The following is a 16,336-nucleotide window of genomic DNA, read 5'->3' on the forward strand; positions in this document are numbered from 1 at the left end:
ATGACCCCCGCTCAGATCACCCTTCACCAGCCCCGCCGCCTCGTCGTCGGCGCCGGCACGATCGCAGAGGTCGGCAACTGGGCCGCCGACGCCACGTCGATCCTGGTCATAGCAACGCCGATTACCGCCGGCTTCGTCGATCGTTTGAAGCTTGCGGGCCGCATCGCCGTGTTTGACGCCATTCCCGGTGAACCCGATATCGCAACGTTGAACGCCGCCCTCGAGGTTGCGCGCCGGCAGAAGCCGGACCTGATCGTCGGCCTGGGGGGCGGCTCGGTTCTCGACGTCGCCAAGCTGGTTGCCGTCCTTTGGAACGCACAACAGACGCTGGCGGACGTTGCCGGGCCGAACAGGGTTGCCGGCCGCAGCACGCGTCTCGTGCAGGTCGCCACCACCGCCGGCACCGGCTCGGAAGCAGGGATCCGCTCGCTGATCACCGATCCGGAAAAGGGCAACAAGATCGCGGTCGAAAGCCCGCACATGATCGCTGATCTCGCCGTCCTTGATCCGGAGCTTACCTATTCCGTGCCGCCGGCGGTCACCGCTGCTACCGGTGTCGACGCCATGGCGCACTGCGTTGAAGCCTTCACCAATCGCCGCGCGCATCCGATGATCGACGGCTTTGCCCGCATGGGCTTCAGGCTCGTCGGCAAGTATCTTGCGCGCGCTGTCAGGGATGGCACCGATACAGAGGCGCGTGAAGGGATGATGCTTGCTTCCTATTATGGCGGCATATGCCTTGGGCCGGTGAATACGGCCGCCGGTCACGCCATCGCCTACCCGCTCGGAACAAGGCTTCGCCTGCCGCATGGGCTGGCCAACGCCATCATTTTCCCCCACGTCCTCGCCTTCAACCAGGCGGTTGCAGCTAACAAGACCGCGGAAGTCGCGCAGGCCCTTGGCCTTGGCGACAACCTCGCAGCGCGCGAGCTTCTCGACGCCGCCCGCCACTTCTGCCGCAATCTCGGCATCGAAATGTCGCTTGCCGCTCACGGGGCAAAAACGGACGACCTGCCGCTCTATGCGACCGAGGCCCATGCCAACCGCCGTCTTATGGACAACAATCCAATCGACATGAGCGTTGAGGATGTGCTCGCCGTCTACAAGGCCGCTTTCTGACGCACACCCGCCACCGAAGCAGAACCCCGACACTTGGCCGGGGTTTGATGTTTGAAATGTTACTTCGTTGCCTGGAACAGGCGTTCGCGGGAACCCGCGAGATGATCATGCATGAGTTGTCTCGCCTTGGCTGCCTCGCGTGCAGCAATGGCCTCGGCGATCGCCTCGTGTTCGGCGAAGACCCGCGTCAAACCCGTGGTTTCGCGCTTGACCGAGGCGCCATGGAACCGCATCCCGACGGCGATGTGGTCCTTGAGCGCCTCCATCGCGGTGAAGAAATAGCTGTTCTGCGCGGCGCGCGCGATCGCAAGATGAAACTGGAAGTCCGCGTCCTCGCGGTGGGATTGCCGGTTGGTGGCGTCGCGCATCAGTTCCAGCGCCTGGCGAATGGCGGCCAAGGTGGCCGCGTCGTGGCGCTCGGCCGCGGCCGCTGCGGCGGCCGGCTCGACCGTCAGGCGGAACTCGTAGCAGTTGAGAAGATCGGCGACATTCTCGAGCTGACCGAAGCCGAGCGGCTCACGCATGCCGACGGCACGAACGAAACTGCCGGCACCGCGTCGCGAATAGATGAACCCCTGCTCGCGCAGCCGGCGCAGTGCTTCGCGAACGATCGGACGGGATACCTCGAACTCGTTGGCCAGATCATGTTCGGTCGGCAAGCGCTCGTCTGGCTTGTAGGCGCCGGATTTGATCGCACGGTGCATACGCTCGAAGACGAGATCACCAAGGCTTTTGCGTGCTGTTCCGTTCTCCAATCCCATTTATGTTCCCATCTTGTGGAGGGTCGCGTCCGCGATCTGCTTCAGCGTGTCCGGAGAGCCGAATCCACCGGACTTGGCGATGATGCAACGTCCTTCGACCTCAGCCAAGCCCAAGCCCGGCAGGCATTCGCCGAGCAGGCGGAAACGCTGGATATCCATCCTTTTCAAAACCGCCTCTGCCGTGGCGCCACCGGAAAGAAGCATCGTGCCGGCCGACCGCGCGAGGTTCGGACAGACGCTATCGGCAAGCGCCTCGGAAACTTCTTCCGATGAGAGCTCGCCTTCGCCCGGGACAGCCTGGACGAGGGTGATCGCGCTGCCATCGTCTGCGGCGTCTATGAGCCGCCCATTGGGTGCGGCCAGATAGCGCGCCGCTATCGCGCGGCGCAGAACGTCGATCTGGGCAAGGGTGATGGGATCTCGGGATCCGATGACGAACAAGGCCGGACCGGCAGAGATCTCGGCGGCCTGCGCGGCCGCTTCGTTGGTCATGCGTTCGGCAAGCGCTTCAGCCAGGCCACGCGCCCCTATCAACAGGTCGACGCCATTCCGCTCAGCATCTTCGAGCGAGGCACGCATCTCAGCCGCGCTGGCCACATCGGGGATCGTAGACCTATCCGCATGCCGACCGAGCCGTTCATGAACGGAAATCGGCGCGTCCACCCCAAAGCCGCGAACGTACCCACCTGTCACGTATCGACCAAATGCCGGAATGGCCGGAGCCACCAAGGCAGAACGAAAAGGCATGCTGTCGAGTTCTGCGGCGATATTGCCCTTCAGGCGCGAGTCGACCTTCTTGAAGAGAAGCGTTTCGGAAGGCAGGGTCGCAAGGACCGCGGCCGCCCGCTGCCTTGCGACCTCGCCGCTTAGCTCGCGCGAGCCGAGATTGATTGAAAGAACGTCCGGTTTTTGCCGAAGGGCGTCTTCGATTGCCTCGGCTACCAACGCGACTTCGACATGCATACCCCTCGCCGCAAACGGCGCAGCCGCATCGAGCGCTCCCGTCAGATCATCAGCGACAATGGCCAACATGGTAGAGGTCCGGAAATTTGTTGTTATCTTTATAACTACATCTAGTATTGAAATGTCAATGTTTTTTGAGTTTAATTTACAAATCTATGGCGAACAGGCGAAACGTCGGCCTGCCTTTCGTCGAGATCCGGATCGCCTGGGATTCGTCTCTACCCTCCCGGCTTGATTTCGCAAGGAAAGCGTTGCGGCAGTGTTTCTAATGACTTGTGAGGTGCTACGGTCGACGTACGCTTTAACCCGAGTTGACTAAATTCTAAACCTTGACTCAAAAGTGCATCAGGAGTGGGATTCTGATCGAGGTGCAATGCCTTGAGGCCGCCAAGCCCTCATCAAAAGGGAGGCGGCCTCACCATTTCGAGAAGCGGGCTCGCCCCAGGGACAACATCGGTTCGCGGCCTGAAGATTGGCTCGAAGCACACCCCGACAGGTGACGGAGGATGCCGGCACTAACAGCGCGTTCGCTCGTTGAGGCCGTCTGGAGCAACGGCATCGGGCGTTCACGCGGCGGGTTTGATTTTGTCAGGAGATCAGAGATGAACTTCAAGAGCCTTGTTCCCGGCTAATTTGGCTTTGCGCCTTCTCGATCTGTGCAGGTCCTTGAACGGCAATCAGCGCTCAGGCAATCCTGCCTGCCGCAAACCCTCGGCAATTTGACCTTCCCATTGCGGTATATTCTGAAACCACGGCAGCGCCCGATACCGCTCTATGGTAAAGCCCGGCTCGGCCGCCAACAGCTTCTGCGCGGCCCATCGGGCGGTCTCCAAGTCCCCGCTCATCGCCGACCAGGCGGCGAGGTGGCGATAGGACCAGGTCACGTCAGGATGGGTGTTGACAACCTCCTGGGCTATCGCGATGGCCTGTGACAAAGAACCTTCCATGGCCAAGGAGAAAGCCATCCCCATTCTCATGTTGAATGCGAGCGGATCTCTTGGGCTCAGGGTCATCCCACGCTGGAAATGTTCCGTTGCGCGAGCGGCCTCGTCCTTGTAGATGGCCAGCCAGCCCAGGCGCGCCCATGCCCAGGCATTGTTTGGATCGAGCGCAAGCGCCTTTTCGATAAAGGTGGTAGCGCGCTCCTGGTCGCCGCAGATGCTCATTGCCGCGCCGGCGGCGGTCAGCGCGGTTGGATCATCACCGATTGAGCCGGCAACCTCAACCGCTGCGCGCGCATTTTCCAACTCATGCTCCGGTTGTTCGGTCCATAGGTAGGAGGCATTGGAGGCGTGGCACCACGCCAAGAGTGCATGCGCGCGGCCATAACCAGGATCGACGGCGATCGCCTGCCGAAGCAGTTCAATCGCCTGGTTGTTCGTATCCTTGCGGCGGCCCCAAATGTTCGGATAGGCGCGCATAACGAGATCGTAGGCCCGTAGACTGGTCGGCGGCTTGCGTCTGGAAAGCTCGATCTCGGCATCGCGAATGGCCGGATGAAGGGCGCCTGCCACCTGTGCCGCAATCCGATCTTGGAACTCGAATATATCTTCGATTGCGCCCTCGTAACGATCGGACCAGAACTGGGTCCTCGTCTCCGCGTCGACCAATTGCACGGAAATGCGCAGCCGGTCGCCGCCTCGGCGAACGGTGCCTTCGACCACATAATTGACGCCGAGTTCCCTGCCGACTTCACGCACGTCGACGAAGCGCCCCTTGTAGGTGAACGCGGACTGTCGCGCGATCACAAAGAAATCCCGAACGCGCGAGAGCGCGGCGGTAATCTCCTCAACAACGCCGTCCACGAAGTATTCGTCGCCGTGACCACTGAGGTTGTCGAAAGGCATTACGACGATCGACGGCTGATCCTTGCCACGGCAGGTCGCAGATAATACGGCGGACGCGCTGCCGCCGTCGGCGGGCATCCCTTGCTGCCAATCGACCCGAAAGATGGAAATCGGCCGGGGAATGTTCTTCAAGCTCCGTTCGCCAAGGCTGGTCAGCGCGAACGGCACCTTGCCGTCGAGATGCTCGCGCACCGATGCGGAAATGCAGATGCCGGACGGAGCGGCGATCTCCTGCACGCGCGCCGCGATATTGACGCCGTCGCCGAGAAGATCGTCTCCAGACACAACAACGTCACCCAGATTGACGCCAATGCGGAACTCCAAGCGGCGATCGGGCGGAAAGTCCTCTGAGAGACTGGAAAGACGGCGTTGGATTTCGACAGAGCACCGGACGGCCTGAACCGCGCTTGGGAACTCGGCGACAAAGCCATCACCTGCGCTACCGAAAATACGGCCGCCATGCTCGCTAACCAATTCGGCGATCCGACCGCGGCACAGATCGAGTGCCCGAACCGTACCCTCCTCGTCGAGCGCGGCAAGGCGGCTGAACCCAGCAACGTCGGCCGAAAGGATGGCTGCAAGCTTTCGATCCACAGCGGTGACTTCTCCACGGGCACGATATCGTTGGGCTTAGCAGGGGCGTATTTTCCCACATCCGCAGCTGTTTGTCGCCAGTCGGAAGGTCGAAGGATCAGCCGCCGCACAGGCGTTCGTCGCGCACCGCCGGACGCGCTGCACGCGTTTGCCTCGACACATAGCCCAAATGGCCTATGTCTTAGTTTATTCACAGCCACACTAGACTTTAGTAGAATTCCCTAATGAGGTGTGCAGGGAGGTAAGCATGGAACGCGTAGAAGCCGAAAAGCTCGAAACCGACGCCGCCACGAAAGTCTGGTCAGTCCATGATTTTTGCAAACGACATCGTCTTTGCGCGGAAGAGGAACGTCGTCTTACAAGCCTGTTCGGCATGTTCGCAACAGCCCGCGAGCTCCTGAACAACGCGCAGCGTACACCGAAGTGGCGGTAATGCGTGGCTACTGAACCTCCGCTGATCGGTCGCGAGCGCATTGCGAAACAACCCGACAGCAGGTGTACATTTGACAAGAGCCGGCATTTTACGGCTTGCCAAATAAGGTTGGATTCCTGGCGCCATCGGAGAGATGCAAGGCGCGTAGCATTGTCGTGCTGCTCTCTCGCAGGCAAATCGCAAACTGGAGGATCGCATGAGTGACCATGTCTACAAGAAAGTCGAACTTGTCGGAAGCTCGAAGACCTCTGTCACGGATGCGATAGAGACCGCTATCGCGCGGGCCTCAAAGACGATGAGAAATCTCGAGTGGTTCGAGGTCGATCAAATCAGGGGGCACATCAAGGATGGAGAGGTTGCACACTATCAGGTCGTCATGAAAGTTGGGTTTCGCATCGACGACTAATGTCGTTTCACACGAAGCTGCATGACAGGCGACGGTTCCAGTGTCGCCAGCGGTTGGCCCGCTCGGAAGCGCCGATCGTCGCTGCAGTTCGAACAGGAACTTGCCCGAGCCGTGCCAGTCGCCGACCCCGATGCTAACGCCGGGAGCTCAGTTTTTTGGCAGCCCCTCCGGTCTCAGGTATTTTCTCAGCGCGGCGATGCGAAAGATGGCGTTGGCTGCTCCGTAGCCGCGATAGCCGCGTCGTTCGATGATTTCGAAGAAAAAGCCCTCACCAAAGGTCGGGCTGTAAAGCTGGAAAAACTCGCCGTTCTCGTCCCGATCATAAAGAATGTTCTCGGCCCTCAGCCGCTCGACGAGTTCCGAAGCAAGACCGAAGCGCGCCTCGACGTCGTCGTAGTAGTTGGGTGATATCGGCAGCGCCTTGAACCCGTTTGCGCGCAGCGCCTCAGCCGTGGCAAAGATATCGCTGGTGGCAAAAGCCAGGTGCTGCACGCCGGAGCCGAACGTCTCGGCGATAAAGTGGCCTGCCAGCGTGTTGCGGTTCTCCGCACCGTTCAACGTCAGGCGCAGCGTGCCTGCGTCGTTTTCCACGACCTGGCTGCGGACGATGCCGGCCGGATCGACAATGTCGACCATCGGCGTCTTTCGTGCGTCGAGCAGCGACGTATAGAAGAGCAGCCAGGTGAGCATCTCCTCGTATTTGACGGTCTGGGCGATGTGATCGATCGTGGTCAGGCCGGCGGGCATCGCCGGACCTTCGTCGCGCACCTGGTCGAATTCGATCTCCCAGATATTGGCAAGCTCGGACACCTCGTCGAAAAAGTAGATGAGCCCGCCGCCAACGCCATGGATAGCCGGAACCAGCAGTTCATCCGGCCCGACCCGCCGCTCGAAGGGTTCGGCGCCCAGTGCCCGTGCCCGCTCGACGGTCGCCGCCGCATCGTCCACCATAAGGCCGAAGGCATAGGCCGATGTGCCGTGCACCAGATAGGAGGCATTGGCAAAACCTTCCCGCTCGGTGTTGACCACCAGGTTGATGCCGCCCTGGCGGTAGACCACCACCTGCTTGGTCCGGTGCTGCGCCGCCTTCCTGAAACCGATCGTCAGCAGCATTGCTTCGAGTTCTCCCGCCTCTTCCTCGGAGGCGCTGAACTCCACGAACGCCACGCCCTTCACGTCGACGCGCGGGGGCATTTCGGGAACCGGCAAACGAATATGCGGTTCGGCGCGCTTGACCTGATCGCCGAGATAGATCAGCGAGCGATAGCCATCGACAGCGATGGCATTGGCATTACCGCCGCGAAACTGATCGTTGAAGATTTCGAGCGACAGATAACCATCATAGCCGGTTGCCGCCACCGCGCGGGTAAAGTCGGTCACCGGCAAATCGCCTTCGCCCGGCATGTTGCGGAAGTGCCGGCTCCAGTAGAGCAGGTCCATGTCGATCAGCGGTGCATCCGCAAGCTGGACGATGAAGATCTTCTCCTTCGGGATCGAGCGGATCGAATTGATCTCGATCTTGCGCGACAGAGTATGAAAGCTGTCAAGGATCAGCCCGATCGCCGGGTGATCGGCGCGCCGGACAATTTCCCAGGCATCGCGATGGTCGCTGATATGGCGCCCCCAGGCGAGCGCCTCGTAGCCAACGCGCAGATTCCGTTTCGCTGCACGTTCGCCGAGTTCGCGAAAGTCGGCAGCCGCCCGGTCGATACCGCCGATTGCGGCCGGCGAGACATTGGAGCAGACGAGGACGAGGTCCGTGCCAAGCTCCTGCATCAGGTCGAACTTTCGTTCGGCCCTGTCAAAAGTGCGGGCTCTCAGCGGCTCCGGCATGCCCTCGAAATCGCGGAAAGGTTGGAACAGGCTGATCTCCAGACCAAAGTCGCGCACCATTCGGCCAACCTCGCGCGGGCTTTCGTCGAATGCCAGGAAGTCGTTTTCGAAGATTTCGACACCGGCAAAGCCCGCCTTGGCGATGGCGCGCAGCTTGTCCTTGAGATCGCCGCTGAGCGAAACCGTTGCTATCGAGGTCTTCATGTTTTTGTCCTTGCTGGAACTTCCGGCGGCAGTGTCAGCCGGTCATCACCTTGAAATGGTTTAGCATCCGGGCTGCGTCCGGCTCGCGCCCGGTAAACAGGCGAAAGGCGCCGACCGCCTGGAACACGGCCATGCCACCACCGTCGAGCGTGCGGCAGCCGCGCCGTTTCGCCTCGGCAAGGAGCGCCGTTTCGATGGGGAAGTAGACAATCTCGGCCACCCAGTGGCGCGGGTCGAGAAGATCGTTGTCGAGTGGCAACCCGGGATAGTTCTTCATGCCGGTCGGTGTTGCATGGATCAGCCCCGACGCCATTCGCATCGCAGCCGGAAGATCCGTTCCCGCGGCGATTTCGGCCTCGGGGAAGAATGCGGACAGCATCTCGGCGAGCGACTGCGCCCGCTCCGCCTCACGATCGAAAACCACGAGGCGCTTCAGGCCGAGCGAAAGCGCGGCATAGGCCGTCGCCACACCCGCACCGCCGGCCCCAAGCTGTACGGCGAAGGAAAGGTCGGCGTCAGGCAGCCCGCGCCTGAAGCTTTCGGCAAATCCCCACCAGTCGGTGTTGTGACCGTAACGTCGCCCGTTCTTGAGCACGACAGTGTTGACGGCGCCGAGCCTTTGGGCGTCGGGGGCAAGCTCGTCGAGATGGGCAATGACCGCCTGCTTGCACGGGTGGGTAATGTTGAGGCCGGCCAGTCCGCGCCGCTCGGCATCGGCAAGCAGATGCGACAGATCGTCTTCCGTTGCGCCGAGTTCGTGGAGATCGATCAGTTCATATTCATAGCGGAGCCCCTGAGCTGCGCCTTCCGCAATATGCATTGCCGGCGTCAGCGAGGCCTGAATGCCTGCGCCGATCAGGCCGGCCTTCAAGGGTCGTACAAGCGTTTCGCTCATCGCTTCCGTTTCCATTCTTTGTCCTCAGCAACGCGCAGTCGCATCGATCCGGCCCACCGTCTTGCCGGCGGGCCGGAAACTCTGCATCTGTCACTGGCCGCGGGCGGCGCTGATTTCCTTGAAGAGCGCCTGAACCGTCTCGGCTCCGATCTCAGCACTGAACTTCTCGATCACCGGCTTGACGGCATCACGCAGCTTCTGCGTTTCCTCGGGACTGAATTCGCTGATTTCCATGCCGGTCTTGCGAATTTCCTCAAGGGCTGCAGCGTCCGCTTCGCGCGACACTTTGCGCTGGTAGTCACGAGCTTCGGTCGCGGCCGCCTGGAGAACGGACGTCTCTTCCTCATTCAGCCCGTCCCAGAATTTCTTGCTGACGAGCACGATCTGCGGATTGTACTGATGACGGGTCAGCGTCATGTACTTCTGCACCTCGTAGAACTTTGCGTTCAGGATGTTTGCGGCCGGGTTCTCCTGTCCATCGACCGTCCCGGTTTCGAGCGCGGTATAGAGTTCCGTGTAGGGCAGCGGCACGGCATTGGCGCCGAGCGTGTTGAAAAGTTCGATCGGGATCGGCGACTGGATCGTGCGGATCTTCAGGCCCTTGATGTCTTCAAGCTTGGTGACCGGATGGCGATTGTTGGTGAGGTTGCGAAAACCGAGCTCCCAATAGCCGAGGCCGACGAGGCCGGTATCCGGCAAGAGCTTAAGCAGACTGGCGCCGAAGGCACCGTCCATCACCTTGTCCGCCTCCGCGCCGCTGTCGAAGAGGAACGGCAGGTCGACCGCGCCGAACTGCTTGACATTGTTGGCCAGGATGCCGGCGTTCAACACTGTCATTTCGATGACGCCGCCCTGCAGTGCCGAGACGGTCTGGACGTCGCCACCGAGCGTGCCGCCCGGGAAGAGCTTCACCTCGATCTTGCCGCCACTCTTTTCTTTCACGAGCTCGGCGAACTTCTCCATGCCTGTGACTTGCGGATGACCCTTGTTGTTGGCGGACGCGAATTTGATGGTCTGGTCGCGGATCTCCGCAAGCGTCGGCCCTGCCGTCAGAAAAGCGAGCGGCAAGGCAAGGCCCAAGGCCAGCTTTGTCAATCTGTTCAACATGTTCTCCTCCCAGGTTGGACCGGCTTTCCCGGCCGTGTTGAAGCGTGAGCCTGCCGTCAGTGCCCGAACCAGGAGACCGGCACGGTCACCAGTTCAGGAAACAGGACGAGCAGGAATAGGACGATCAGTTCGGCAAACAGGAAGGGCATCACGCCCTTCATCAGCTCTTCCATCGACAGTTTCGAAACGCCGCAGATGACGTTCAGAACCGTTCCGACCGGAGGCGTGATGAGACCGATCGAATTGTTGATGATGAACAGGACGCCGAAATAGACCGGATCGATGCCTGCCTGCTTGATGATAGGCATCAGCACCGGCGTCATGACGAGGATGGTCGGCGTCATGTCCATGGCAGTGCCGACGAGTACGATCAGCACCATGATCGCAAGCAGCAGCAGGGTCTGGTTGTCCATCAATGGCTCGATGAGGGCGGCGAGAGCCCCGGGGACGTCGGCAACCGTGATCAGCCATGCGGAGACCGCGGCACAGGCGACGAGAAACATGACGACGGCAGTAATTTTCGCTGCCGACACGAAGACATGGAAGAGCTGTGCCGACGGCAGTTCGCGATAGACAACCATCGAGACGAAAAGCGAGTAGACGGCGGCAACAACGCCGGCCTCGGTTGGCGTGAAAACCCCGAATTTCAGGCCGACGATGATGATCACCGGTAGCATGAGCGCCCAGATGCTATCGACGAGCGCCTTGAGCCGCACTGCTCCGCTTTGTCTTGGCGGCAACTCGAACTGCTCCTTGCGGGCAACGATGAGCCACGTGACGCAAAGAGCCGCAGCAATCATCAGGCCTGGAAAGATGCCGGCAAGAAAGAGCTTGGTGATCGAAACACCGCCGACGACGCCATAGAGGATGAAGCCGATCGACGGCGGGATGATTGGGCCGATGACCGAAGCGGAGGCGAGCAACCCGCCGGCGCGTGCCGCGTCATGTCCGCTCTTCAGCATCATCGGCAGGAGCAGGGCGCCAAGGGCAGCAGCATCGGCGACAGCCGAGCCCGAAAGGCTTGAAAGAATGCAGGCGGCAAAGATTGCCACAAAGCCGAGACCGCCGCGAATATGGCCGACCATCGCCATGGCCAGCGCGACGATGCGCCGGGAAAGCCCGCCGGTGTTCATGACTTCTCCGGCGAGCAGGAAGAAGGGCACGGCCATCAGCGGGAAACTGTCGGCGCCATTCAAGACGTTCTGCGCCACGATCTGTGCGTCGAAGAGCCCAAGGTAGAGCATCAGCGCGACACCGCTGATGATGAGCGCGAAGGCGATCGGCACGCCGAGCGTCATGGGTCCAAGAAGCGCGGCAAGGAAAATAGTAACGGTCATCGAAGCCCCCTCAGCGCTTGGTGGAAACAGGGCCGAGCACCGGCTCGGGTAGATCGTCGAGCGCCAGCTCGTCCTCGCTATCGCGCACGAGTTCGGCGGTTGTCACATCGATACGGCCGGTGGCGATCGCGAAGGCGTCGGCAAGCAGGATCAGGAAAGCGGGAACACCGAAAGCGAGACCGGCGCCGTAGAAGAAGCCCATCGAAAGCCCCGTCGCTGGCGCGCCGACGTGGAGATTGATCAGCGTCTGCGTCCAGCTGCCGCTGATCATCAGCCAGGTCGCGAAAAGCATCAGCGCGTGGCCCAAGAGTACAGCGATCCTTGCCGCAAGCGGCGGTAGTCGCTTGATCAGTGTGTCAACACCCAAATGACCGTGTTCACGCATGGCGACGACGGCGCCAAGGAAGGTAAGCCAGACGAAGAAGATGCGGGACAGCTCCTCCGAAACCGTGATCCCCTGGTTGAAGGCATAGCGCAGAACAACATTGCCGAAGACGAGCACCACCATGCCGGCGAGCAGCAGGGCAATCGTCACCTTCAGCGCGAAGAAATAGAAATCGATGATGCGGGTCATGCGCTCCTCCCAAAGCGGCGTGCCACCCTTGCGCCCCGAGCGTCATATTGAGCTTCGGGGTGCCCCAGGAGCACGGCACGATGACGACCTCCTCCAGTCGCCGCCGCTCACTACAAAATGTACGAACTAGTACGTATGTCAAGCGGTCTCTCTTGAAAGACCCCCGTAACCTCAATATGAATTCCATGGGAGGCGAGATGACGAGCCCTGTGGTTCGCCCGTTTCGGTTTGGTTTTATTGAGGAAATTTTAGCTGGTGCCGGGGAGTGACGCGAGAGAATGGCAGGGCGGGTTGAGGCAGGTCGAAAGAACGATCCGGAACGGACGAAGGAAGATATCCTCGTCGTTGCCACCGAGGAGTTCTCGACTCATGGTCTAGCTGGCGCGCGTGTCGATGCCATCGCTGAGCGGACGCGTACATCCAAGCGCATGATTTACTATTATTTCGGAGGCAAGGAGGGACTCTACCTCTCCGTGCTGGAGCGCGCCTATCGCAAGATCCGCACACTTGAGGAGGATCTGAAACTCGCAAGCCTTGCGCCGGAAGAGGCGTTGCGCACGCTCATCTCCAGTACCTTCGACCACGATGAGGCCAATCCCGACTTCGTGCGATTGGTCAGCATCGAAAACATCCACCACGCCGCACATATGCTGCGTTCGGACGCGATCCGCGACCTGAATGTCTCGGTCATCGAGACGATCGCTGGCATTCTGGAGCGTGGTATCGCCGATGGCGTGTTCAAGCGGAAGGCCGATCCGATCGACGTGCACATGTTGATCAGTGCCTTCTGCTTCTTCCGGGTGTCCAACCGCTACACATTCGGAACGATCTTCCGCCGTGACCTATCTGAGCCGACGACGATTGGCCGGCATCGCACCATGATCGCCGATGCCGTTATCAGCTATCTGAAGGATCCTGACGGACCATTTTGACGACCGGTTGAGCGACGACATTTCGGTCTGCGACGCGGGAGAACGCCCCCCGTTCAGCAGACCGAACAAGTGGCAATGCGCTCATCTTTCATCGGCGGACGACTTGATCACGGCGACGCCAGGCCGCGGCAACACCAAGCACGAACGATCGTGACGGCCAAGCGCCGCGCCGACCTTGTTTTCAGCGAGTCCCTACCGATCTCCCCAAATCGGTGTAGTGCGCCGCCGTTGGTGCGGGCCGAAGGGGCCACCTCTTTTCGAGCGGTCGCTGGGTGGCCGAAAACCTCAATAAAGCAGGTCGCCATTGGCAGGAAAGCGAAGTCTTTGGGACGGCGTTGACGCTGACCTTGAAGCGCTCTCTTCCGTTACGGGGCGCGGTCTTCGGGCGTAGGCTGTGTCGAGACGCCCGGCTTGCGGCTCTACGATCCGTGGAGTGCTTTCGGAGCGGGCGAAGGCCATTGCGTATGACCTTTAAATGGCACATGCTCTCACCGTCAGCAGCCATTTTCAGGGCGCTGCTGCTTCGGGGCGTTAGTGTCCTGGCCCCCAACGAAAGGAGGACCGCGTGTCTTCCGACCTCCGCCTTCACACAGCGGCGCGTAGTCTCGTCAACATCAGCGGGTCTTTGCTGAGTGGACCCAAAGGCACGGTCATGCTGCAGCGTTGAAAGCTGCAACACACAATCAACCTAAAATCCGGGAGGATCCGATGGCCAAAGGCCAGGTAAGAAGCAATCGCGAAGTTCGAAAGCCGAAAAAGGACAAGTCCGTGGCACCGGCCGCCGCCGTGCCGGGCAATCAGGTCAAGTTCGCCAACAGCGGGCCTAGCCTCGGCAAGAAGCAGAAATAGCTGGAAATGGGAGCAGAGGCGGCTCGCATGCCGCCTCCGACGCAGCGAAGGCGCCAAGGGTCATCGGCTCATTGACGTCGAGCGATGGACAGCGTCAACTCGGGCGGTGAGTTCATTGCGGGGAAACTCCGTTTTCAGCATTTCGGCAACCCGATCGCGCCAACTCGTGCGAGTTGCGTGGTGATCCCAGATTGGCGAACGTTTCGAACGCCGCCTCTGGGAGGCGACAATTGTGCGCAACGCTATTGCGTTGCGCATCCACCTTGTAGGATACCCTTGTTCCGATACGCAGCACCGAAAACTGCTGCCAAGCCATGACACATTCCTGCGACATTCTCTTTGCCCCCAAAACCGCACCCATGATGACATTTTGACCGACGAGGCCAAGCGCGATCGCCGTTGTGTGGTGCGCAAGGCTCGTCGGGCCTGACACTCTCAACCATTGCGCCCGAAACGCCGGCGCAAGCCATAGGCCTGGCAGACCACGTGCGAGGCGAGGAAATACGGACCAGTTTTGATGAACACACATGTCTACCCAGCGGCGTCACCCGTTGAAAATGATGCCCGAGCGTGGTTGAAGATCCTCGCGAAATACCGTCAGCCCCGCAATGGGCGCAGCGCCTTGGAGCTTCTTGTCACAGTCGTGCCGTTCGCCGGCTTCTGGGCCATCGCCTATTTTTCCCTCGCCTACGGGTTCTGGTACGGGCTGATCGCCATCATTCCGGCTGCAGCCTTCCTCCTGCGCCTTTTCATGATCCAGCACGATTGCGGCCACGGTTCGTTCTTCGCTCGTCGCGGCCTCGACGATTGGACAGGTCGAGTCATCGGCGTGCTTACGTTGACGCCTTACGACTACTGGCGCCGGGCGCACGCCGCTCATCATGCCTCGGCTGGCAATCTGGACGAGCGGGGTACCGGCGATATCACCACGCTCACCATCTCGGAATACCGTGCACTTCCACGCATGAAACGCCTGGGCTATCGCTTGTACCGGCATCCGCTTGTGATGTTCGGCATCGGCCCTGCCTGGCTCTTTCTCCTTAAGCAGCGTGTGCCGGTCGGCATGATGAACGGAGGTGCGCTGCCCTGGATCTCCACCATGACGACGAACGCTGCGATCCTGATCTGCGCCGGTTTGGCAGCTTGGGTGATCGGACTCCTGCCTTTCCTCTTGATCCACCTGCCGATCGTGCTCCTGGCGGGCGCCGCCGGCATCTGGCTCTTCTATGTGCAGCACCAGTTTGAAGAGACGCACTGGTCGGCCGGCGAGGATTGGCAGTTTCCTCAGGCAGCCCTACACGGCGCATCCCACTATGACCTGCCGCTGGTGCTGAGATGGCTGACCGGCAATATCGGCATTCACCACGTGCATCATCTGTCGAGCAGGATCCCCTACTACAGATTGCCGGAAGTTCTGCGCGATCACCCCCAACTCGCGAATATCGGCCGCATCACTCTTTGGGAAAGCTTGCGCTGCGTCAGGCTCGTCCTGTGGGATGACAGGCGTCAGAGACTCGTCTCATTCCGCGACGCCGCCAGTGTGGCCGTTCACGCTTAACAGGTGGGCTTCCGGCTCCGTCTCGGTGTCTTCATGCACCAAGGATCCCGCTGAACAACCCTCGCATCTGCCCGGCCGGACCAGCGACCGGGCAATGTCGATGAGGCTGTCGCGAGATGCGGCCATAACCATGCTAGTTCGACCATTGTCGTTCGCAGCCGTGGATTGCCCGCCTTCGAGACGGCCCTGTTCACGATTGATCGCGCCACTCGCCAAGGTGACGGCGCCAGTCCGCGTAGGCAGTAACCTGACGGCGGTCATCGAAATGTCGGAACAGGGCCTCAGAGTGAAGGACGGCCGCAAACTCCCGAGTGCTGGAACTATCTCAAGGCGGCAGGGTATGCGTCTGATTAAACGTACGATGCTTTAGCGAAGCACTCTGCCACGGCTCAGGTCGCTATCCACTTCCGTAGGATGTTGTTCCGCGCTCTCACGAGCCGATTTTGAGATCGACGCCGCGCACGGGCCTGAGTTCGAAATTGCGGTTCGGCAGGTCCTTCGTCCATTTCCGGCGCGAAACCGATGCCGAAGCCCGCGAAGGGCTGGTAGGTGGTCGAAGAATATACCGACGCCATTTCTACTTCGCCCGGTATAAGAGCATTGATCGGCCGACGCGACGCGCGGCCGCTTCCAATACGTGCTCGGCGAAGCAATGGACCAGCTATCGCGGGATCAGGAAGAACTCGCGAACACAAAAAAGCCCCCGGCTTTTGGCTCGGGGGCTTTTTGGGTCTTGGACAGTTTTGGTTGCGGGGGCAGGATTTGAACCTGCGGCCTTCAGGTTATGAGCCTGACGAGCTACCGGGCTGCTCCACCCCGCGCCATCGCGGTAGATCCCCATGGGATTTATCCGCTTTATCCGGTCAGCGCCAATCCCTCTGGGATTTGCGGTCTGTGCCGAGCAAATCCGTGAGGATTTGTCTC

At 60.6% G+C, this 16,336-nt stretch carries 14 protein-coding genes, 1 tRNA gene and 2 pseudogenes; 6 read left to right on the forward strand and 11 right to left on the reverse strand.

Annotation, left to right across the window (positions count from 1 at the left end):
* A complete protein-coding gene (locus tag BBX50_RS05205) occupies nucleotides 1-1,119 on the forward strand; it encodes an iron-containing alcohol dehydrogenase (protein ID WP_065774250.1) in 1,119 nt (372 codons plus the stop codon).
* A 59-nt stretch (nucleotides 1,120-1,178) separates the two neighbouring features.
* Here the strand turns inward: BBX50_RS05205 and BBX50_RS05210 are convergent, their stop codons facing one another.
* The 3 genes from BBX50_RS05210 to BBX50_RS05220 all read right to left on the reverse strand — a co-directional run bounded on the left by BBX50_RS05210 (nucleotide 1,179) and on the right by BBX50_RS05220 (nucleotide 5,284).
* Nucleotides 1,179-1,880, reverse strand: coding sequence for an FCD domain-containing protein (locus BBX50_RS05210; RefSeq protein WP_065774251.1), 702 nt, complete (start codon nucleotides 1,878-1,880; stop codon nucleotides 1,179-1,181).
* Nucleotides 1,881-2,912, reverse strand: a complete 1,032-nt coding sequence (locus tag BBX50_RS05215) for a four-carbon acid sugar kinase family protein (protein ID WP_065774252.1) — start codon at nucleotides 2,910-2,912, stop codon at nucleotides 1,881-1,883. It abuts the gene before it with no gap.
* Nucleotides 2,913-3,520: 608 nt separating this feature from the next.
* Nucleotides 3,521-5,284 carry an adenylate/guanylate cyclase domain-containing protein gene (locus tag BBX50_RS05220; protein WP_065774253.1) on the reverse strand — a complete coding sequence of 588 codons (1,764 nt, stop codon included), beginning with the start codon at nucleotides 5,282-5,284 and terminating at the stop codon, nucleotides 3,521-3,523.
* 247 nt (nucleotides 5,285-5,531) lie between these two features.
* Between BBX50_RS05220 and BBX50_RS05225 the strand changes: the two genes are divergently transcribed.
* Both BBX50_RS05225 and BBX50_RS05230 read left to right on the forward strand, forming a co-directional pair.
* Nucleotides 5,532-5,717, forward strand: coding sequence for a hypothetical protein (locus tag BBX50_RS05225; RefSeq protein WP_065774254.1), 186 nt, complete (start codon nucleotides 5,532-5,534; stop codon nucleotides 5,715-5,717).
* A 196-nt stretch (nucleotides 5,718-5,913) separates the two neighbouring features.
* Nucleotides 5,914-6,123 carry a dodecin gene (locus tag BBX50_RS05230; RefSeq protein ID WP_065774255.1) on the forward strand — a complete coding sequence of 70 codons (210 nt, stop codon included), beginning with the start codon at nucleotides 5,914-5,916 and terminating at the stop codon, nucleotides 6,121-6,123.
* Between the two features lie 147 nt (nucleotides 6,124-6,270).
* On the opposite strand, the gene BBX50_RS05235 is transcribed toward BBX50_RS05230, so the two are convergent.
* The 5 genes from BBX50_RS05235 to BBX50_RS05255 form a co-directional block, all read right to left on the reverse strand.
* Nucleotides 6,271-8,160, reverse strand: coding sequence for a bifunctional sugar phosphate isomerase/epimerase/4-hydroxyphenylpyruvate dioxygenase family protein (locus BBX50_RS05235; RefSeq protein WP_065774256.1), 1,890 nt, complete (start codon nucleotides 8,158-8,160; stop codon nucleotides 6,271-6,273).
* Between the two features lie 34 nt (nucleotides 8,161-8,194).
* Nucleotides 8,195-9,055, reverse strand: coding sequence for a shikimate dehydrogenase (locus tag BBX50_RS05240; protein ID WP_065774276.1), 861 nt, complete (start codon nucleotides 9,053-9,055; stop codon nucleotides 8,195-8,197).
* A 90-nt stretch (nucleotides 9,056-9,145) separates the two neighbouring features.
* A complete protein-coding gene (locus BBX50_RS05245; RefSeq protein WP_065774257.1) occupies nucleotides 9,146-10,162 on the reverse strand; it encodes a TRAP transporter substrate-binding protein in 1,017 nt (338 codons plus the stop codon).
* 56 nt (nucleotides 10,163-10,218) lie between these two features.
* Nucleotides 10,219-11,499: a TRAP transporter large permease subunit gene (locus BBX50_RS05250; protein ID WP_065774258.1), complete on the reverse strand. Its 1,281-nt coding sequence runs from the start codon at nucleotides 11,497-11,499 to the stop codon at nucleotides 10,219-10,221.
* Between the two features lie 10 nt (nucleotides 11,500-11,509).
* Entirely contained in the window at nucleotides 11,510-12,073 is a 564-nt protein-coding gene (locus BBX50_RS05255) for a TRAP transporter small permease (protein ID WP_065774259.1), read from the reverse strand.
* A gap of 278 nt (nucleotides 12,074-12,351) precedes the next feature.
* On the opposite strand from BBX50_RS05255, the gene BBX50_RS05260 reads away from it, so the two are divergent.
* The 3 genes from BBX50_RS05260 (at nucleotide 12,352) to BBX50_RS05265 (ending at nucleotide 15,412) form a co-directional block, all read left to right on the forward strand.
* Nucleotides 12,352-13,005, forward strand: a complete 654-nt coding sequence (locus tag BBX50_RS05260) for a TetR/AcrR family transcriptional regulator (protein WP_065774260.1) — start codon at nucleotides 12,352-12,354, stop codon at nucleotides 13,003-13,005.
* A gap of 708 nt (nucleotides 13,006-13,713) precedes the next feature.
* A complete protein-coding gene (locus tag BBX50_RS30405; RefSeq protein ID WP_201723453.1) occupies nucleotides 13,714-13,854 on the forward strand; it encodes a hypothetical protein in 141 nt (46 codons plus the stop codon).
* Between the two features lie 517 nt (nucleotides 13,855-14,371).
* A complete protein-coding gene (locus BBX50_RS05265) occupies nucleotides 14,372-15,412 on the forward strand; it encodes a fatty acid desaturase (protein WP_065774261.1) in 1,041 nt (346 codons plus the stop codon).
* A 122-nt stretch (nucleotides 15,413-15,534) separates the two neighbouring features.
* Here BBX50_RS05265 and BBX50_RS30685 read toward each other — a convergent pair.
* From BBX50_RS30685 to BBX50_RS05270, 3 genes and pseudogenes are all read right to left on the reverse strand, one after another.
* Nucleotides 15,535-15,719: pseudogene (locus BBX50_RS30685) on the reverse strand (transposase); the annotation flags it as partial.
* A gap of 129 nt (nucleotides 15,720-15,848) precedes the next feature.
* Nucleotides 15,849-15,948 (reverse strand): annotated as a pseudogene (locus BBX50_RS30690) (LysR family transcriptional regulator); the annotation flags it as partial.
* Between the two features lie 208 nt (nucleotides 15,949-16,156).
* A tRNA-Met gene (locus tag BBX50_RS05270) sits at nucleotides 16,157-16,233 on the reverse strand.
* Nucleotides 16,234-16,336 lie beyond the last annotated feature (103 nt).

Source organism: Ensifer sp. LC11 (genome assembly GCF_001695835.1).
Taxonomy (GTDB): Bacteria; Pseudomonadota; Alphaproteobacteria; order Rhizobiales; family Rhizobiaceae; genus Ensifer.